The 18754-nt window shown below is 65.1% G+C and carries 15 protein-coding genes; 10 read left to right on the forward strand and 5 right to left on the reverse strand.

The genetic code is table 11. The annotated features are described in order from the left end of the window. Positions 1 to 8 precede the first annotated feature (8 nt). Together JQ580_RS29635 and JQ580_RS29640 are read right to left on the reverse strand one after the other, a co-directional pair. Positions 9 to 698 carry a VOC family protein gene (locus JQ580_RS29635; RefSeq protein WP_212284228.1) on the reverse strand — a complete coding sequence of 230 codons (690 nt, stop codon included), beginning with the start codon at positions 696 to 698 and terminating at the stop codon, positions 9 to 11. A 74-nt stretch (positions 699 to 772) separates the two neighbouring features. Beyond that, positions 773 to 1444 (reverse strand): sensor histidine kinase, encoded by a 672-nt coding sequence (locus tag JQ580_RS29640; RefSeq protein WP_212284327.1) that lies wholly within the window; start codon positions 1442 to 1444, stop codon positions 773 to 775. 321 nt (positions 1445 to 1765) lie between these two features. Between JQ580_RS29640 and JQ580_RS29645 the strand changes: the two genes are divergently transcribed. The 3 genes from JQ580_RS29645 to JQ580_RS29655 all read left to right on the forward strand — a co-directional run bounded on the left by JQ580_RS29645 (position 1766) and on the right by JQ580_RS29655 (position 6834). Then, positions 1766 to 4621 carry an ATP-binding protein gene (locus tag JQ580_RS29645; RefSeq protein ID WP_212284229.1) on the forward strand — a complete coding sequence of 952 codons (2856 nt, stop codon included), beginning with the start codon at positions 1766 to 1768 and terminating at the stop codon, positions 4619 to 4621. A 117-nt stretch (positions 4622 to 4738) separates the two neighbouring features. After that, a complete protein-coding gene (locus tag JQ580_RS29650; protein ID WP_212284231.1) occupies positions 4739 to 5446 on the forward strand; it encodes a hypothetical protein in 708 nt (235 codons plus the stop codon). Positions 5447 to 5847: 401 nt separating this feature from the next. Next, positions 5848 to 6834: a helix-turn-helix domain-containing protein gene (locus tag JQ580_RS29655; RefSeq protein ID WP_212284233.1), complete on the forward strand. Its 987-nt coding sequence runs from the start codon at positions 5848 to 5850 to the stop codon at positions 6832 to 6834. A 24-nt stretch (positions 6835 to 6858) separates the two neighbouring features. Here JQ580_RS29655 and JQ580_RS29660 read toward each other — a convergent pair whose 3' ends face one another. The 3 genes from JQ580_RS29660 to JQ580_RS29670 all read right to left on the reverse strand — a co-directional run bounded on the left by JQ580_RS29660 (position 6859) and on the right by JQ580_RS29670 (position 9980). Beyond that, positions 6859 to 9180, reverse strand: a complete 2322-nt coding sequence (locus tag JQ580_RS29660) for a molybdopterin guanine dinucleotide-containing S/N-oxide reductase (protein WP_212284329.1) — start codon at positions 9178 to 9180, stop codon at positions 6859 to 6861. A gap of 320 nt (positions 9181 to 9500) precedes the next feature. Next, entirely contained in the window at positions 9501 to 9674 is a 174-nt protein-coding gene (locus JQ580_RS29665) for a hypothetical protein (RefSeq protein ID WP_212284235.1), read from the reverse strand. 111 nt (positions 9675 to 9785) lie between these two features. After that, positions 9786 to 9980, reverse strand: a complete 195-nt coding sequence (locus tag JQ580_RS29670; RefSeq protein ID WP_212284237.1) for a hypothetical protein — start codon at positions 9978 to 9980, stop codon at positions 9786 to 9788. Between the two features lie 84 nt (positions 9981 to 10064). On the opposite strand from JQ580_RS29670, the gene JQ580_RS29675 reads away from it, so the two are divergent. From JQ580_RS29675 to JQ580_RS29705, 7 genes are all read left to right on the forward strand, one after another. Beyond that, complete coding sequence (locus JQ580_RS29675; protein WP_212284239.1) at positions 10065 to 10580, forward strand: YciE/YciF ferroxidase family protein; 516 nt, start codon at positions 10065 to 10067, stop codon at positions 10578 to 10580. A gap of 683 nt (positions 10581 to 11263) precedes the next feature. Further along, complete coding sequence (locus JQ580_RS29680) at positions 11264 to 12514, forward strand: ABC transporter substrate-binding protein (RefSeq protein ID WP_094891189.1); 1251 nt, start codon at positions 11264 to 11266, stop codon at positions 12512 to 12514. A gap of 124 nt (positions 12515 to 12638) precedes the next feature. After that, positions 12639 to 13466 (forward strand): helix-turn-helix transcriptional regulator, encoded by an 828-nt coding sequence (locus JQ580_RS29685; RefSeq protein ID WP_212284241.1) that lies wholly within the window; start codon positions 12639 to 12641, stop codon positions 13464 to 13466. A gap of 224 nt (positions 13467 to 13690) precedes the next feature. Continuing rightward, entirely contained in the window at positions 13691 to 14701 is a 1011-nt protein-coding gene (locus tag JQ580_RS29690; RefSeq protein ID WP_212284243.1) for a branched-chain amino acid ABC transporter permease, read from the forward strand. A 1-nt stretch (position 14702) separates the two neighbouring features. Then, positions 14703 to 15779, forward strand: coding sequence for a branched-chain amino acid ABC transporter permease (locus JQ580_RS29695; RefSeq protein ID WP_212284245.1), 1077 nt, complete (start codon positions 14703 to 14705; stop codon positions 15777 to 15779). Further along, positions 15772 to 16554, forward strand: a complete 783-nt coding sequence (locus JQ580_RS29700; protein WP_212284247.1) for an ABC transporter ATP-binding protein — start codon at positions 15772 to 15774, stop codon at positions 16552 to 16554. The genes JQ580_RS29695 and JQ580_RS29700 overlap by 8 nt, the downstream gene beginning before the upstream one ends. Then, the gene (locus tag JQ580_RS29705; protein WP_212284249.1) at positions 16547 to 18751 is read left to right on the forward strand and encodes an ABC transporter permease; all 2205 of its coding nucleotides are present in this window, start codon (positions 16547 to 16549) and stop codon (positions 18749 to 18751) included. The genes JQ580_RS29700 and JQ580_RS29705 overlap by 8 nt, the downstream gene beginning before the upstream one ends. The last annotated feature ends 3 nt before the right edge of the window (positions 18752 to 18754 follow it).

The following is an 18754-nucleotide window of genomic DNA, read 5'->3' on the forward strand; positions in this document are numbered from 1 at the left end:
GCCGCAGCTCAAGTTGGCAGCGGCTGGCCGGCTTGCTCGCGGACGATGTAGTCGGCGTACCAATCTGCCCAGTTCTCGTCGTGTCCGCCGCTCCGTGTCTCATGCTGGCCATGCGCCAGCGCCGCGCGACGCAGCGCTGCGGCCAGATCGGTCGTCGTGGCGAAGGTCGTGCTGTCGGGCGCGATGCGTCCGGGCAATCGTGTGGTGACTTCCTGGAACAGCCAGCCATTGCCGTCGGGGTCGCTGAATGCGGCGAAGGAAGCATAACTGCCGCGCTTCGGGTCAGCACCACTGACTCGAACGCTGCCGAACAGATAAGGCTCGTCAGGCCCGGCGTGAACGTCGCCCGCCCCATGGAATGACGCGCTGACCTCGACGCCGCGGTCGAGCAGATCCTGTCGTGCGGCTTCGAGATCGGAGACAACCAGATACAGGCCTCGCGCGGAGCCGGGCACTGCGGCCGTGACGTTCTTGCCGAAGATCACCGAACAGGCCGACCCCGGCGGCGTGAACTGAATCACGCGCCAGTCGTCGCCGGAGGCGAAGTCGGCGTCCAGCCGCCAGCCGAGCCGCGCATAGAACGCCTTGGCGCGGTCGACATCAGACACCGGGATCACGAGGACCTCGAGCTTTGCGTCAACTCCGCGAGATTTCGAGGGTTTGGTTTCAGCTTCGCGATTGATCTCGATCACAGACATGTCGAACTCCTATGTTTCAAGCAGCGGGTTCGGTCCGCCAGCCGTTGTCAGGAAAGGCAAAGCTCGCCTCGTCGTTACGCCGCGGCGATCGGCAGCACGATGGTGACCCGCGTGCCGCCCTCCCCCGCCTCGCCCTGCAGATGCGCGTGGATGCTGCGCGCGAGCCCTTCAAGAATCCGGCTGCCGGTGCCTTGAAGCGGACCGGTGGCACCGATGCCGTTGTCGGCCACCGTGCAGAGCCAAGTGCCGTCGCGCCTGGCGAGGCCAATGCGGATCAACGCACCATTCTTGTTCGGGAAGGCATGCTTTGCCGCATTCGTCACCAGTTCCGTCAGCATCAGCGCGAGCCGATGACACTGCGCAGAAGGCAGCAACCCGCTTTCGATCGCAGCCTCGCAACGGATGCCCGCCGGCTCCAGCACGGCCTCGGAGATCGCCTTGCACAGACCTTCAAAGAAGGCGGCTGCGGGTATCAACGGCAGATCGTCATGATCGGACAGGAGTTGATAGAGCCTGCCGAAGGCGACGATGCGCCGCTCGAGCCGGTCCACTGCCAGCGACACGTCGCCTTTGCCCGCGCGCGAGAAATCGCGACGGACTGACGCACCCAGCAGCGTCAGCGTGTTCTTCATGCGATGATGGGATTCCCGCAACACGAGTTCCCAATCACGCGACTGCTCATCGAGACTGGCGACGAATTGAGATCGAACGACATGGTCGTTCGGCCGAGCGTCGATAATGGACATCATGGCCTCCCCGTTGAAATAGGATCTAACTCGAAGGCCATACTGGATGCATCGCAGGTGTTTAGCCCGTTAGACGTTGCAAGATTTTGTTATGAAGGGCGGCGCAGTCATTCGGTCAGCGCCCTCTCGATCGCTGCCGACGGGACTGCTCAGCCGACCCGGCGGTGCCCAAAATTGCTGCTTTTGGGTGCAATTGCCGGGACCGCCTCCATGCAATCGGCCAACGGTCACGCGATTTCGCCACTTTCGGCCAGTTTACTGGACAGCGCGTTCTGGTAATTCAAAGTGCGGACATCAGCCACTCCACCGGATTACTCGCCCGTGCCAGACACCAACGAGCAGGATTCGGCCATTGCCTTCGGGCCCTTCCGCTTGTTCGCGAAATCGCGATTGCTCGAAAAGGACGGCGCACCGCATCATCTCGGCGGCCGCGCGCTCGATATCCTGATCTGTCTCGCCGAACGTGCCGGCGAGGTTGTGGACAAGCGAGAGTTGATCAAGCGCGTCTGGGCCGACGTCAACGTTGACGAGGGAAGCCTGCGCTTCCACATCACGACGCTTCGCAAGGCCCTGGACGATAAGGCCTCGGGCACTGCCGGCGAAGGTTCCCGCTATGTGATCAACGTCCCCGGCCGCGGCTATTGCTTCGCGGCCCCGCTGCTCCGGACCGCGCCTGCGGCGAGCCGGGCCGACCCGCCGGCCGCTCCCCGCTCGCTCCCTACGCCGCTTGCCAAGATGATCGGGCGGGACGATGCGGTCGATAAGATCGTGGCCGAGCTTGCACAGCATCGCTTCGTCACAATCGTCGGCCCGGGCGGTATCGGCAAGACGTCGGTCGCACTCGCCGTCGCGCATCGCGAGCTCGCGGCCTTCGATGACCAAGTGTGTTTCGTCGATTTCGGCGCACTGACGGATGTCCGGCTGGTTCCCGGCACGATTGCTTCCGCACTCGGCCTGACCGTCAATGCGGACGATCCGATACCGAGCCTCCTGACAGTCCTGCGCAGCCGGCGCATGCTGCTGGTGTTCGACAGCTGCGAGCATATCCTCGACGAGCTCGCCCCTCTGGCCGAGCGCATGGTCCGCGAGGCGCCGCAGCTGCATATCCTGGCCACAAGCCGCGAATCCCTTCGCACCGAAGGTGAGCGCGTCCACCGGCTGTTTCCGCTGGATTGCCCGCCGCAGCGTGAAGGCCTCGGCATCGCCGACATTCTTGCCTATCCGGCAAGCCAGCTCTTCGTTGAGCGCATTGCCGAGAGCCTGAGCGAATTCGAGCTCACCGAGGAGGATGCGCCGCTCGTTGCCGAAATCTGCCGGCGCCTGGACGGCATTGCTCTGGCGATCGAGCTCGCCGCCGGGCGCGTCAACGCCTATGGCATCGCAGGCACCGCATCACTGCTCGACAGCCGCTTCTCGCTGCTGTGGCGGGGACGGCGCACCGCGATTCCGCGGCACCAGACGCTGAGCGCCGCGCTCGCCTGGAGCTACGATCTGCTGCCGCCGACCGAGAGCGCGACCCTGCGCGGCCTGTCGGTGTTCGTCGGGCCGTTCACGCTGGAAGCCGCGCTTGCGGTCGCGTCCTGCCAGGGCATCGGCGAGGCCGAAGGCGTGGAAGCCATTTCGAACCTGCTCTCCAAGTCCCTGATCGCGACCTCGCCGGCGGAGCGGCGGCTGCGCTATCGCCTGCTCGACACCACCCGCGCTTTCATGGCGGACAAGCTGGTCGAGCACGGCGAAGCGGACCGCGTCGCGCGCGCCCACGCCGAATATTTCCGCAATGTCCTGCACGACATTGCCGTCAAATCCACGGGCATGCAGAGCGCGGGCGGCTTCCTCCCCTATGCCGACCATTTGCCCAATGTCAGGGCCGCGCTGACCTTCAGCTTTTCGGACCGCGGCGACCGGGCCCTCGGCGTGGATCTGGCGACCTCGGCGGCCCAGTTCTTCCTCGAGCTGACATTGCTGACGGAATGCTACCGGTGGACCCAGCAGGCGCTGGACTCCCTCGACACGGGCGCCGTCGACAGCCGCCGGGAGATGACCCTGCAGGCCGCGCTCGGCGTCTCCGTGATGTTCACGCAGGGCAATACGGAAGCGGTCCGGTCGGCCTTCACGCGCAGCCTCGAACTCGCCCGTCAGCTCGATGACCTGCACTGGCAGCTCTGGCTGCTGCGCGGCTTGCACATCTACCTGACCAGGGTCGGAGATTTTCACGGCGCGCTCGACACCGGCGAACAGGGCGAAGGCGTTGCGCGCAAACTGAATGATTCCGCGGCCGCGCTGAATGTGAATTGGATGCTCGGCGTCGCGCACCATCTGATCGGCAACCAGGACAAGGCGGTTCGGTTCTGCGAGAGCGCGATGGTGCACAATCCCGGCTCGCAACGGCTGAACATCGGGCATCTCGGTTATGACGACCGCATCGTCGCGCTGGTTGCGCTGGCGCGCGGGCTCTGGCTCACGGGCCGGCCCGAGCGAGCGGTCGAGGTCGCCAGATACACCGTTCGCGAAGCCGAGCTTCTGGAGCAGCCACTCACCCTCGGCATCTCCCTAATCTGGACGATCTACGTGTTCCTCTGGGTCGGCGACTGGGCCGATGCCGAAATTCAAATCGAGCGGCTGATCGATCATTCCGCACGGCACTTCCTCGGCCCCTACCACGCGGTCGGCATCGGCCAAAAGGGCGAGCTGCTGCTGCGCCGCGGCGACGTCGCGGCGGGTATCGAGCACCTTCGCCGCAGCCAGGCCACGTTGTACGCGACACGGCACCGCATCATGACGACAGTGTTCGCCACGGCACTCGCGGAGGGTTTCGCGGCCCAGAACCAGCCCGACGAAGCCCTGCAGACGATCAACGAGGCGATCGCCCAGATTCCCGATCACGGCGAATCCTTCGACATGCCGGAGATGCTCAGGATCAAGGGTGACATCCTCGCCGGATCGGGCAACGCTGCAGAGGCGGAGACGATCTTGCGCAAATCGCTCGATCTGTCCCGACGTCAATCCGCGGTCGGCTGGGAGCTTCGCGGGGCGATCAGCCTCGGCCGCATCTGGGAGCGGGCCGGCCAGCCCGCCGACGTCCGCGCTTTGCTCACCCCCCTCGTTGCGCGCTACCAGGAAGGGTTGCAGACCCGCGATCTGATCGCTGCCAGGGAGCTGCTGAACAACCTGAATTGAGAGTATCTTCAACGAGATACCGCCATGATGCCCGCTCGCAACTCCTAACAACTTCTAACACGCCAAGCCGCATGGGCCCCGCCATGGTGGAAACACTCACGGTGGATATGGCGGGACATGGCGCTTCTTGACGATGTAATCGATGCCAGCGGCGGAATGGCCCGCTGGAACAGCTTGAGCCGGTTCACGCTCCACCTGTCCGTTGGCGGCACGCTGTTCTCCGGTGCCGGCCATGCCCGGGAATTCAAGGATGTCACCGCGGAAGGCTCGACCCGGGCGCAATCTGTGCGCTTCACCGGCATCACCGGGGGTGAGCACTCCGGCTCATTTCAACCGGATGCGATCACGATCGAAAGCCTGGACGGTGAGGTGCTGCGGTCGTGGCCTAATCCCAGCCTTGCATTTCCCGAGGTCGATCCACAAGCGCTTGCGGATGAGCTGTACCTCGTCTTCTTCTGCGGCGTCGCGATCTGGAGCTTTCTGACGATTCCATTCCTGCTTGCCCATCCCGACGTCGTGACCGAGGAGTTGTCGCCCTGGCAAGAGAATGCCGAAACCTGGCGACGGCTGCGGGCACAATTCCCGGCTCACCTGATGATGCTCGCGCCCGAACAGGTGTTCTATTTCGACGAGAGCGCGCTGCAGCGGCGGACAGATCACGACCTCTTCGGGATGAAGGTCGCAGACTCCTCCTGGGCTCATGACAGCTTCGGCGGCATCGTGCTGCCGACACTTCGACGCGCGCAGACAGTGCGGCCCGATGGAACCGTGATTGCCAAGCCGGTGCTGATGGACGTCGAGATCTTCGACGCCGTCTTCGAATAGCGCAGGCGGGCCTGCTGTGGCCGCCTCAACGTCCAGCAATCCATGACGAAGCCACCGACGACATCACTTCGTGCTCATCTTGACGGCGGCTTCCTTGAAACGCGCGAGGACTGTACCCGGCACCGACGCGACGTCCAGAGACCGAGTTCTCACCGGCACGTCGATTTTCACGATGCTCCCTGAGGCCCTCTCAAACAGAGGCAGTCGCACAAATCTTCGACAAATCGGACTTAATCAAACGTCTGCGGCGGCCTGTCGCACCGCCCACAAAATCTAACAGATCCTAATCACCACTAACGGGCGCGCTGGCCAAGCCACGCCTATCCTCCGAGCATGGAAAGCATCGGTTTCCGCGTTTGCCGGTCACTGCAAACAGCGGCAAAGCTAGGAGAGGACGAGCGATGTCGAACAATTTGCACGCGGCGCATACCTGGATCGATTTTCCGGCCGGCTCGCGTGATCAGGAAATTCTTCGCCCGACGCAGGTGATCGCCCGGGAGAGCCGATGGCGCCAGATCGATCGCGCAGCGGACGGCACGACCGAGGACGTCACCATCTCGCGATGGGAGGACCTGCGGAGCAGCTCGTCGCACGAAACGACGACACCCGACGATCGCTATTTCATCGGCATTGCCCTGAAGACCACGCGCGCGAAGCTGACACGTGACCGCCAGATCATTTTCGACGGCACGATGCCTGCGGGGACGCTCTATGTCACCGCTCCCTCGAAATCTCTCGGCGTGCAATTCCAGTCGCCATGCGCCTTCCTGCACGTCCACATCTCCACGGATCATCTTCCGGCACATGTCGTCGCGACTGACGGGCTCAACGACCTCGTGCTGTTGCGCGATCCACTCGCCGCCGAGCTTGCCAAGGCGCTGATCGAGCAGAGCGATGCCGCTGACCGGCGCTTCACGCAGTGCATCGGCCAGACCCTGGCGATGCATCTCACCCGGATGGAACTGCCGCGCGTCAGGGTCAATGCCTTGCCGAAATGGCGACTACGGCGTGTCGAGCAATATATCGCGGATCATTTCCACCGCTGCATCAGCCTGTCCGAACTCGCCAATGTCGCCGGCCTGTCGCGGATGCACTTTGCGGCGCAATTCCGCATCGCGACCGGTTACCGTCCCCGCGAATATCTGCTCAATTACCGGACCGAGCAGGCGAAGGTGCTGCTCGCAACCACCGAGCGGCCATTGGCGGAAATCGCGCTTGCCGTGGGCTTCAGCACGCAGGCGCATTTTTCGACCGTGTTCAAGCGCATCAGTGGTGAATCGCCGGCACGCTGGCGCCTGGCCAGCAGGGATGAACGGCTCGAGGTCGAAGCGCCACCGCGGCGGCGTCCTTCCCCGGCGGTCAGTTGGATCGCCAGCGCCGCGGCGTAGTGCTGCCCCAGGAGAACGAGAGGGCTAAACCGGATCGAACGCGCGGATCGGCGGCAGATTGCCGGTGAACTTCTCGACCTCGACGACCGTCAACTGCCCGGTGCAGCCTTGCGCGAACGACGAAGTCCCGATGTCGCGCGTGAGCACGTTCGGATTGCCGTGAACGCACAGCGGCGCCTCGTCTTCGGGATCCATCGGATCGTACCAGGCGCCGGTCGGAAGTTGGACCACGCCGGGCGCGATGCCATCGGTGACGTGGACCGCGGCAAGGCACGCCCCGCGATCGTTGAACAGGCGGATGATGTCGCCGTCCCCGATGCCGCGCGCGTTCGCATCGACCGGGTTCATCCGCGCGACCTCACGGCCGCGATGTTTCGCGCCAAGCGAATGTCCGCCGAAATCGAGCTGGCTGTGCAGCCGCGTCACGGGCTGGTTGGCGACGAGGAAGCACGGCGCCCCCGGCCTGGGCATGTCGGTCTTGTCGAGCCAGACCGGATGTCCCGGACAATCCGCATCATTATGCCCGGCGATCTTGGCCGAGAATATCTCGATGCGCCCGCTGGGCGTCGGCAGCGCGTGATCGACGGGATCCTCACGGAAGCGGCGCAGCCGGCCGCCATCATCGGGCTGCTGCGGCACGACGAGGCTGCCGCGCGCCCAGAACTCGTCGAAGCTTGGCGCTTCCAGTCCGCGCCTGGCAAGCGAGGCGCGGGTCGGCTCGTAGAGATGCTCCAGCCACTGCCGCGACGTGCGGCCCTCCGTGAAGGGTTCGCGGGCGCCGAGACGGTCGGCGAGATCGGCGAAGATATCGTAGTCGTCGCGCGCAAGCCCAAACGGCTCGGCGACCTGATGCATGGCGACCATCAAGGGGTCGTTGCTTGAATAGCCGATGTCCTCGCGCTCGAGCGTCATCGTCGCAGGCAGCACGATGTCGGCATGACGGGCAGTGGCGGTCCAGGCGAGCTCGTGCACGACGAACGTATCGAGCTGCGCAAAGGCCTTGCGCAGGCGGTTGATGTCCTGGTGGTGATGGAAGGGATTGCCGCCGGCCCAGTAGACCATGCGGATGTCCGGATAGGTTCGCGTCTCGCCGTTGTAGCGATAGGTACTGCCCGGCTTGAGCAGCATGTCGGCGATGCGCGCCACCGGAATGAAATCGGCGACGCCGTTGCGGCCCTGGCCAAGCGTCGGCCCCGGGACGTCGTTGACGCGGCGACCGTAATAGCCGATCGCCCCGAGAGAGTAGGCATAGCCACCGCCGGGAAGGCCGATCTGGCCGAGCGCTGCCGCCAGCACCATGCCCATCCACACCGGCTGCTCGCCATGCTCGGCGCGCTGCAGCGAGTGCGAGACGGTGATCAGCGCACGCCTTCCGGCCAGCCGGCGCGCGAGCTTGCGGATCGTCTCGGCATCGACGCCCGAGATCGCGGCGGCCCATTCGGCATGCTTTGCGTGCCCGTCGCTCTCGCCGGTGAGATAGCGCAGGAAGACGGGCCACCCTTCGGTGTAGCGATCGAGGAAAGCCTGGTCGTGCAGGCCTTCGCTGACCAGCGTATGGACGAGGCCAAGCATCAAGGCGGTGTCGGTGCTCGGCACGCAGGTCATCCACTCCGCACCGGCCTCGACGGGCAGGTCTTCGCGAAGCGGGCTGACCAGGATGAACTCGCAGCCGCGCTGGCGGGCCGCTGCCATGGCGCCGCGCTCGACGTGCTTGCTGATGGAGCCGCCGGCCACCATGGAGTTCTTCAGCGCCATGCCGCCGAACGCCAGCACGATGTCGGTGTGACCGGCGATCTGCTCCCATGTGACGTTGCGCTTGGTGATGTCCTCATAGCCCGCGAGGATCTGCGGCAGCAGCACCGACGACGCGCCCGAGGAATAGGAATTGACCGAGCGCACATAGCCGCCCATCGCGATGTTGAGGAAGCGATGCACCTGGCTCTGGGCGTGATGGAAGCGGCCGGCGCTCGACCAGCCGTAGGACCCGCCGAACACGGCACCGGGCCCACGGGTGTCGCGGATGCGCGACAGTTCGTCGCCGAGGAGGTCGAGGGCCTTCTCCCAGCTCACCGAGACGAATTCGTCGCGGCCACGGCGATCGTCGGGCCCTGGCCCGCGCTCGAGCCAGCCGCGGCGAATCGCCGGCTGGGCAATGCGCGCCTGGTGGCGGAGCGCGCCGGGGAAATTGTCGATGATGCCGTTCGGATCGGGATCGCCCGCATAGGCCCTGACCTCCAGCCCGGCCGCGCCCTGACGGGCGGAAAACACGCCCCAGTGCGAAGTGTGCGGCTTGAAGCCGTCCGAGAGGTCGAGACCGGGATCGGGGAAACCAATCGTATCGTCCATCATCTGATCCTTGTTCCGGCGTCGGCCTTCAATCGGAATGGTAATATACCGATCCAATCCGGAATTCGTCGAGATCAGCGAAACGCTGGGCTGCCCCGCGGCGAGGCCGGAGGCCGCTGCAGGGGTGTTCGCCCAAGGCCGATGGGACGCCTGCCCGGCAGGAACTGAAGGCATCATCCGTTTGATTGATATAGCAGGAGCAGGACGCTGATCAGCGTCGCTGTCGCGAGCCCAGCGATCGTCATCGCCTTCGCGGTGTTCCTGATCACGTTCTGAATGCGCGCCGGATCGTGGAGCACAGAACCTGCCGATGTTCGGCATCACTCACTCGCGCAGCAATCCACCAACAGTTGCCAGATCCGCTGCGGCTCGCCTTTCGTGCGATCCTCCGGCGCCTTCTCGGCATTGGACCGGCCATATCCGGCGATAGCGCGCGCCTCACGCGGCATGATCCACCGTTGCGAGATCGGGTCGTACCATTTTCCGATGTTCATCTGGATTTTCCGACGATCGAGCGTTGCGCCTCCGCGGCCCGATACGAACCATTCGGCGGCGCGACGCCCGATTATCAATCGGCGCGACGTATGATCGTTCCACCCACGGCATTAGCCCGGCTGGGCCGGATGAAGCGTGCGCGGGTGCCGCTCGTGCAGCAGGCGGGCGAGCTCTTCGCGCTCGGTGGCGCGGCCCTTCATGGCGGTCTCGAACAGCGCTTCCTGGATATCGCGGGGCATATCGCCCCACACGTCCATCGCCGCGCGCCCGAGCAGCCCCGCAAGATGATCAATTCCGTCGCTCATTCGGCTCTCCTCGTGTCACCACGGAATGGAACAGCTGCCGCCGCAGAGCGTTCCAGTGTCATCATTGCCAAAGGAGTGTCATTTATGGGTTTCTTCACCAAGGACATCAAAACAATGGAAGACCTGCTGCTGCACGGGCTGCAGGATATCTACTACGCGGAGCAGCAGATCCTGAAGGCGCTGCCGAAGATGATCGACAAGGCGACCAACAGGGACCTTGTCACCGGGCTGAAAGCCCATCTGGACGAAACCAACAAGCAGGTGGAGCGGCTCGGCAAGGTGTTTGCGAAGCTCGGCAAGGAGCCTAGCGGCACGCAATGTCCTGCGATCGACGGCATCATCAAGGAAGCCGACGAGACCGCCGGAGAGATCGAGGACAAGGCCGTGCTCGACGCCGCGATCGTCGCCAACGCGCAGGCGGTGGAGCACTACGAGATGTGCCGCTACGGCACGCTGATCGCCTGGGCGGAAGAACTCGGCCACGACGACATCGTGCGCTTTCTCACGACCAATCTGAACGAAGAGAAAGCCGCCAACACCAAGCTGAACACGGTGGCGCTTCGCAAGGGCGTCAACGCCAAGGCGTCAACCGCCGCCTGATCGAGATGTACTGGAGGCAATCCGGGACTCTCCGCGGAGACGTTCTGGATTGCTTCGTCGCCAACGTATTGCGTAGGGTGGGCAAAGGCGCGTAGCGCCGTGCCCACCATCTCCCTCCATGAGCAACATAGGCGTGAGCACGCTTCCGCCGTCGCTCTTCGAGCTATGGCGGACAAGCCGCTTTACCCCCCTGCTAGACCGAGCTTGCGGCTACGAGCCGTACGAAACCTGACAGCGCCGTCGTCCGCACGTGGCCTCGGGCTCACAGAGACTACCCGCCCTGCCCGCGCCTCTCGTGACGCTGCCGCGTCCACCGCAAGCCCGGCTCGCGAACATGACGACTTCACGCCGCCCCTCTTGGGTGAGCCGGGATGAGTGACACATACGCCGAAACCGAATTTCGATAAAGTGGAATATTTTGGCGCACCTTGATCCGCTGAGCGCGACACAGGCAATGCTCCTGCGGGACCCACGGTGCTTCTTCGCACCGAGCAGCCTCTTGCATCCGCGCTGCTGCACCGCGGAACCATTTGCGCCGCACCATTCAAAAATGAGACTGCCCGTCAAACCAAAGGAGGCGCCAGCGCATGCACCGCATCCGGTTTCGGTTAGCTTTCCCGTCAAAGTCGCGGGCCCTTCGGGAGCCACGCGGCGACAAAAGACGACACACAGGGAGGAGCACAATGTCGAAATGCAGTGTGGGACTGCTCGCGCTGAGCAGCTTGTTTCTTTCAACCGCGGCCTTCGCCCAGGAGAAAATCAAGGTGGGCGTGACCGCAACCCTCGAAGGCACCTACACGGTGCTCGGTGAGGACGGCATGCGCGGCCACCAGACGGCCCTCAACGTCCTGGGCAAGAAGGTCGGCGACAAGGAGCTCGAATTCATCGTCGCCTCGACCGACGCGACGCCGGACAGCGCGGTGCGCGCCGTGCGCAAGCTGATCGAGCAGGACAAGGTGCAGATCCTGCTCTCGCCGCTCTCCGGCGACGAGGGCATCGCGGTGAAGAACTTCGCAAAAACCCATCCCGAGCTGACCTTCATCAACGCGGCCTCCGGCGCGCAGGAAACGACCTATGTCGATCCTGCCCCGAACTTCTTCCGCTACAACATGGACGGCGCGCAGTGGCAGGTCGGCCTCGGCAAATACGCCTTTGAGGAAAAGAAGTATCGCAAGATCGCGACCGTCGGCGAAGACTATTCCTTCATCTACACCCAGGTGTTCGGCCTCGTGCTCGAGTTCTGCGGTGCCGGCGGACAGGTCACCAACCGGCAATGGGTGCCGCTCGGCACCAAGGACTTCGCCTCGGTCATCGCAGCACTGCCCGACGACGTCGATGCGATCTATCTCGGGCTCGGCGGCGCCGACGCCGTCAACTTCCTCAATCAGTATCAACAGGCCGGCGGCAAGGCGCATCTGATGGGCGGCTCCATCATGATCGACCAGACCATCCTGTCGTCGAAAGGCAATGCCAAGAACGCCCTTGTCGGCACCATCGCGGCGAGCGGCCAGGCGGACACCTGGGAGGATCCGGGCTGGCAGAAATTCGTGAAGGCCTATCAGGACGCCTTCCCGCCGAACAAGCGATTCCCGAGTCCGTCGCTGCTCGCCACCAATTATTACGGCTCGACCATGGCGTTGATCCTGGCGCTGCGTGCGGTCAATGGCGATCTCTCCAACAACCAGGCCAAGTACAAGGAAGCGCTCGCCAAGATCGAGATCGATGCGCCAAACGGCAAGATCAAGCTCGATGCCAACCGCCAGGCGATCGGCACCAACTTCGTCACCGAAGTCGTCGACGACGGCAAGGGCGCGCTGTTCAGCAAGGTCGTGAAGGTGATCCCGAACGTCAACCAGACGCTCGGCTACGACCCGGCGGTCTTCTCCAAGATCGGGTTGCCGAGCCGCACCGTTCCGGAATGTAAGAAGTACTGACGCATCACTCCTGCGATGCACAACCGGGGAGCGACTCGCTGACGCGGTCGCTCTCCGCTCTTGCAATCTCGCCGGCGTTGTTGAACGCTGAGCGAAAAGACAAGAACATTCGGGAGGGGAAGGCATGAGCCGTGCGCTCGCCGTCTTCCATGGCCGGTTTGGCCGGGCGACGGTTTATCAGTTGAACCGCCCTTTCAACATTCACGCCCATCGTGAAGGTCATCTGATCTTCCATGTCGGCGGCATGCCCGCATGCATCGACGTCTCCGACGGACACCACGATCTCGACGAGACGTCCGTGGTCGCGGTCAATCCGTGGGAGCCGCACAATTTCCTGCCGACCGACCTCGACGGCGGCGCAATCTTCTTCGTGCTCTATGTCAACGCAGAATGGTTTGCACCCGATCCATCCGGCACCCACCGGATGCGTTTCGGGCGCACCCAGATCCGGCGCACGCCGGCGCTCGACAAGCATATCAGGCGGACCGCCGCGCTCGTGTGCGGCGCACCATCGCTGTCCAGCCTGGATTCCGAGCTTCGGCGGCTGATCGACGTCTGCTACGACGAAAGCTGGCAGCAGGCCGAGATCGCGCGCGATCCTCGCGCAAACGGCTCCGTCACCGATTTTCGCGTGCGCAAGTGCATCAAGATGATGTCGGAAAGCCCAGGCGCCGAGATCGAGCTCGACGCGATCGCGCGGGAATCCGGCCTGTCGCGGCCACATTTCTACCGGCTGTTTCGCGTCCAGACCGGCGTGACGCCGAACCTCTATCTCAACACGCTGATCATGGAACAGGCGCTGGAAGCGCTGGTAGCGAGCGAGGCGCCGATCGCCGATATCGGCTTCGATCTCGGCTTTTCCTCGCAGAGCGGCTTCACCCGCTTCTTCGCTGCCAATGTCGGGATGGCGCCGACCGATTATCGTCGCGCAGCCAAGATTTTGCGCGCCTGAGCGGGCCACGAAAAGATACTCACGATCAAACGTCGCCCTCGCAGCCCCGTTAGGATGCGGGCAACGCGATCCCGAAAGAGAGGGTCGCGACCGAAGGGAGCGCGCGTTCATGGTGAGGCTAGCGGCGGTGACGGTCTGCCTGCCCCCTCTGCCCGCCTGCGGGGAGAGGGTTGGGGTAAGGCCTTCGGCGCGACCTTTCCCCGCAGGCGGGGCGAGGTGAAGCCATGAGCCGCTTTGTCGAACGCCATCCGGCCTGGGCGCTGATCTCGATCATCGCCATTGCTGTGGTGCTGTGGCTGGTCTTCGCGATCTGGCCGCCGGGCCTCGAAGAAGCCATCGGCCGCAAGCGCGTCTTCCTCAACGCGGTCTTCAACGGCATCACGCTCGGAGGCCTCTACTTTCTCGTTGCCAGCGGTTTCACGCTGATCTTCGGCCTGATGCGCAACGTCAACCTCGCGCACGGCTCGCTCTATCTGTTCGGCGGCTATGTCGGCTACGCCGTCAGCACGGCGACCGGCTCCTGGATCCTCAGCTTCATCGTCGCGTTCATCCTCACCGCCCTGGTCGGCGTCCTGCTGCAGCTGATCGTATTCCGCAGGATGGAGGGACAGGATCTCAGGCAGACCATGGTGACGATCGGCCTGTCGATCGTGTTCGCCGATCTCATGCTGTGGGCCTGCGGCGGCGACTTCTACCAGATCCAGACGCCGAACTGGCTGATCGGGCCGGTGGACCTGCCGCTGGTCACGGCGATCAAGTCCTCGGGCGAACCGGTGTATCTCCGATATCCCATGGTCCGGCTGGTGATCTTCGCCGCTTCCGTGGTCATCGGCGTTGCGATGTGGCTTGCTCTCAACCGCACCCGGATCGGCATGATCGTCCGCGCCGGCGTCGACGATCGCGATATCCTCGCGGCGACCGGGGTGCGCATCCAGCTTGTTTTCGTCGCCGTGTTCGCCTTCGGCGCGGGGCTTGCCGGCGTCGCCGGCGTGGTCGGCGGCACCTTCCAGTCCCTGTCGCCGGGCGAGGACATCCGCTTCCTGCTCGCCTCGCTCGTCGTCGTGATCGTGGGCGGCATGGGCTCGATTCCCGGTGCGGCGCTCGGCGCGCTGATCATCGGCCTCGCCGAGCAGCTCGGCTCGGTCTACATCCCGACCTATGCCATCGTCGTGACCTTCCTGATCATGGTGCTGGTGCTGGCGATCCGGCCGCAAGGCCTATTGGCGAGGCGCTGAGATGTCGCTCGCCCACGATAGCCGCATCGCCGTACGGCACGCCGCATTGGCGCAGCGCCCGGCGCGCGTCTGGCCTGAGATCAACCATCCCGCGGCCTGGATCGTCGCGGCCATTCTCGTGATCATGCCGCTGATCGCCAACGGCTTCTTCCTGATCGAGATCTTCGCGTCCACCTTGATCCTCGGCACCATGGCGCTGAGCCTGATGGTCCTCGCAGGCTACGGCGGCATGGTCAGCCTGATGCAGCTCACCATCGCGGGCTTCTCGGCCTACATGGTCGCCGTGTTCGGCATCAGCGGCAACGCCAATATCAGCCTGGGCTGGCCATGGTGGCTTGCGGTTCCGATGGCGCTGGCGCTGGCGACCGCCTTCGGCACGCTCGGCGGAGCGCTCGCGGTGCGCACCGAAGGCATCTACACCATCATGATCACGCTCGCGATCGGAGCCGCCTTCTACTATTTCACCAACCAGAACTGGGCGATCTTCAACGGCCATACCGGCATCAACACCGTGGCCACGCCGCACTTCTGGGGCGTCAACTGGCGCGCCGACATTCCCTTCTATTACATCGTGCTTGCGGTCGCAGCGCTCTGCTATTTCGCGGTCGAATATCTCTCGCGCGCCCCGTTCGGGCTCGCGCTGCAGGGCGTGCGCGACAATCCCAGGCGCATGGCGGCTCTGGGCTTCAACGTCAACGCGCACCGCGTCGCGGCCTATGCCTTCGCCTCGTTCATCGCGGCGCTCGCCGGCGTCCTCCAGGTCTGGAACTACCGCCAGATCTCGCCGGGCTCCGTCAGCGTCGGCGCCTGCATCGACGTGCTGATCATCGCCGTCGTGGGCGGCATCACGCGCCCGATCGGCCCTTTCATCGGCGCGCTGATCTTCGTGCTGCTACGCACCTTCGCGCTCGATTTCCTGGTCAGGATCGGTCTCGACGGCAACCGGTTCCGGCTGCTGATCGGACTCGGCTTCCTCGCCATCGTGTTCTGGTCCTCGGACGGCGTCATCGGGCTGTGGCAGCGCTGGCGCCAGAGCCGCGGCGCCGACCGTTCCGGTGGAGGGCGTCGCCATGGATAGCGTCGCCCACCGCCTCTCGGCCGTCGGCGCCGGCGCCGCGCTGGAGCTGCGCGGCGTGACGCGGTTGTTCGGCGCGCTCGCCGCGCTCACCGACGTCACCCTCACGGTGCGTCCCGGCGAACGCCGCGCGGTGCTCGGCTCGAACGGCGCCGGCAAGACCACGCTGTTCAATTGCATCACCGGCGACTTCCCGCCCTCCTCCGGCACGATCCGCTTCTTCGGAGAGGACGTCACGCATTTCCCGCCCTATGAACGCATCCGCCGCGGGCTGCGCCGGACCTACCAGATCTCCGCGCTGTTTCCCGGCCTGACCGTGCAGGACAATGTCTATCTCGCCTGCCGCGGCGTCTCGCGCGGCCGCTTCTCGTTCTTGCGTCCGGGACAGAACGATGCCCTGATGCACGCGGCGGACAATCTCGTCCAGGCCGTGCATCTGTCCGCCGTGAAGGATCAGCGCGTCGCCGAACTCGCCCACGGCCAGCAGCGCCAGCTCGAGATCGCGCTCGCGCTCGCCGGCGCGCCCCGCTTCGTGCTGTTCGACGAGCCGGCCGCGGGCCTGTCGCCGACCGAGCGTGCCGAGCTGATCGAGATCCTGACCTCGCTGCCGCCCCATATCGGCTACATCATCATCGAGCACGACATGGACGTGGCGCTGCGCGTCGTCGAGAGCGTCACGATGATGCACAACGGCCGCATCTTCAAGGAGGGCCTGCCGGAAGAGATCCAGTCCGACCCCGAGGTGCAGGAGCTTTATCTCGGAGGCGGCCATGAATGAGGCCCGCCGCGCTGCGGCCGCACTCGAGGTCCGTGGCCTCGACGTCTATTACGGTCACTCCCACGCCCTGCAAGGCGTCGACCTCACACTGGAGAGCGGCGTGTTCTCCGTCGTTGGCCGCAACGGCATGGGCAAGACCACCCTTTGCAAGGCCATCATGGGCCTGGTCGCCGTCAGCGGCGGGTCGATCCGGATCCGCGGGGAAGACATCACGCGGCGGCCTCCCGCCAGCATCGCCCGGCTTGGTGTAGGCTATGTGCCGCAGGGCCGCCGCCTGTGGCGTTCGCTCAGCGTCGACGAGCATCTGCGGCTCGCCGGCGGGCTGCGGTCCGGCGCCTGGACGATCGAGCGCATCTACGACACATTCCCTCGCCTTGCCGAGCGCAAAGGCCACGGCGGCGGCCAGCTCTCCGGCGGCGAGCAGCAGATGCTGGCGATCTCGCGCGCGCTTCTCACCAATCCACACCTGCTCATCATGGACGAGCCGACCGAAGGCCTCGCGCCGGTCATCGTGGCGCAGGTCGAGGAGATGCTGCTGCGGCTCGGCGAGGACGGCGACATGTCCGTGCTCGTGATCGAGCAGAATATCGGCGTCGCCACCGCGGTCTCGCGCAACGTCGCGATCATGGTCAACGGCCGCATCAACCGCATCATCGACTCCGCACGGCTCGCCGCCGACCGTAACTTGCAGCAGCGTCTGCTCGGGGTCGGGCTTCACGCCGAACTCGAGCCGGATCTCGACATCCCCGCATCCGGCCCGGAGACAAAAGCGGCCCCGGCGCCGCGCCGCGACGGTCCGGTCCGGATCTACATCTCCAACCCGACGCCTCCGACGCGGTGGTCGCAACCGGTGCCAATCGCCCGCATCGAGGCTGCAGCGCGCACGCTCTCGACACAGGTCGCGCGACTCGACGACACCGCGCGGCGCAGGCGCGAACCGGCGGCGGCGCAGACCGCCGGTCCGCCCGTCGTGCTGGTGGTCGGCACGCTCGACACCAAAGGTCTCGAACTACGCTTCATCCGCGACATCATCGCCGAGACCGGCCTGCGCACGCGGCTGGTCGACGTCTCGACCAGCGGCAAGCATTCCAGCTGCGATGTCTCGGCGCAGGAGATCGCACTGAACCACGGCCGCGGCGGCTCCGCCGTATTCGGCCCCGACCGCGGCGCGGCCGTAACGGCAATGGCCGATGCGTTTGCCAGCTGGCTGCGGCGCCAGGGTAATGTCGCCGGGGTGATCTCGGCTGGCGGCTCGGGCGCGGCCTCGCTGGTTGCCCCCGGCATGCGCGCGCTTCCGATTGGCGTGCCCAAGCTGATCGTCTCCTCCGTCGCCTCCGGCGATGTCGGGCCTTATGTCGGCCCCGCCGACATCACCATGATGTACTCCGTCACCGACGTGCAGGGGCTCAACTCGATCTCGCGCGCGGTGCTGGCCAACGCCGCAAATGCCCTCGCAGGCATGGTCAAGGCGCGGCTCGATCAGCGCGCGGCGCGCCCAGCTGCCGCCCTGCCCTCGGTCGGCATCACCATGTTCGGTGTGACGACGCCGGCGGTGCAGAAGATCGCGGCCGAGCTGCGCGAGGATTTCGAATGCCTGGTCTTCCATGCCACCGGCGTCGGCGGCCGCTCCATGGAGAAACTCGTCGAGTCCGGCCAGCTCGCCGGCGTGATCGACCTCACCACGACGGAGGTCTGCGATCTCCTGATGGGCGGCGTGTTTCCCGCCACCGATGACCGCTTCGGCGCGATCATCCGGACGCGCGTCCCCTATATCGGCTCGGTCGGCGCACTCGACATGGTCAATTTCGGCGCGCCCGACACCATTCCCGAGCGCTACCGCGGCCGCAAATTCCATGTCCACAATCCGCAGGTGACGTTGATGCGGACGACGGTGGAAGAGAACGAGCGCATCGGCCGCTGGATCGGCGAACGGCTCAACCAGATGGACGGACCGGTTCGTTTCTTCCTGCCCGAGGGCGGCGTCTCCGCGCTCGATGCCCGCGGCCAGCCGTTCTGGGACCCCGATGCGGACGCCGCGCTGTTCCGCGCGCTGGAGCGGACCGTGCGGCAGACGGGTCATCGCCAGATCATTCGCATGCCGAAGAACATCAACGATCCCGACTTCGCCGCCGCCATCGTTGGTGCGTTCCGAACCCTGTTCGGGCGACCCGGCGCGCGGCGCAGACTAGCGAGGTGAGAG

It is taken from the genome of Bradyrhizobium sp. SZCCT0148 (genome assembly GCF_018129985.1).
Lineage (GTDB): Bacteria > Pseudomonadota > Alphaproteobacteria > Rhizobiales > Xanthobacteraceae > Bradyrhizobium > Bradyrhizobium japonicum_H.

Bases quoted from the DNA above. Each gene is read 5' to 3' on its own strand.
- JQ580_RS29635 (WP_212284228.1), bottom strand. From the start codon at position 698: ATGTCTGTGATCGAGATCAATCGCGAAGCTGAAACCAAACCCTCGAAA.
- JQ580_RS29700 (WP_212284247.1), top strand. From the start codon at position 15,772: ATGGATAGCGTCGCCCACCGCCTCTCGGCCGTCGGCGCCGGCGCCGCG.
- JQ580_RS29640 (WP_212284327.1), bottom strand. From the start codon at position 1,444: ATGTCCATTATCGACGCTCGGCCGAACGACCATGTCGTTCGATCTCAA.
- JQ580_RS29650 (WP_212284231.1), top strand. From the start codon at position 4,739: ATGGCGCTTCTTGACGATGTAATCGATGCCAGCGGCGGAATGGCCCGC.
- JQ580_RS29705 (WP_212284249.1), top strand. From the start codon at position 16,547: ATGAATGAGGCCCGCCGCGCTGCGGCCGCACTCGAGGTCCGTGGCCTC.
- JQ580_RS29660 (WP_212284329.1), bottom strand. From the start codon at position 9,180: ATGGACGATACGATTGGTTTCCCCGATCCCGGTCTCGACCTCTCGGAC.
- JQ580_RS29670 (WP_212284237.1), bottom strand. From the start codon at position 9,980: ATGAGCGACGGAATTGATCATCTTGCGGGGCTGCTCGGGCGCGCGGCG.
- JQ580_RS29695 (WP_212284245.1), top strand. From the start codon at position 14,703: ATGTCGCTCGCCCACGATAGCCGCATCGCCGTACGGCACGCCGCATTG.
- JQ580_RS29690 (WP_212284243.1), top strand. From the start codon at position 13,691: ATGAGCCGCTTTGTCGAACGCCATCCGGCCTGGGCGCTGATCTCGATC.
- JQ580_RS29675 (WP_212284239.1), top strand. From the start codon at position 10,065: ATGGGTTTCTTCACCAAGGACATCAAAACAATGGAAGACCTGCTGCTG.
- JQ580_RS29685 (WP_212284241.1), top strand. From the start codon at position 12,639: ATGAGCCGTGCGCTCGCCGTCTTCCATGGCCGGTTTGGCCGGGCGACG.
- JQ580_RS29665 (WP_212284235.1), bottom strand. From the start codon at position 9,674: ATGAACATCGGAAAATGGTACGACCCGATCTCGCAACGGTGGATCATG.
- JQ580_RS29655 (WP_212284233.1), top strand. From the start codon at position 5,848: ATGTCGAACAATTTGCACGCGGCGCATACCTGGATCGATTTTCCGGCC.
- JQ580_RS29680 (WP_094891189.1), top strand. From the start codon at position 11,264: ATGTCGAAATGCAGTGTGGGACTGCTCGCGCTGAGCAGCTTGTTTCTT.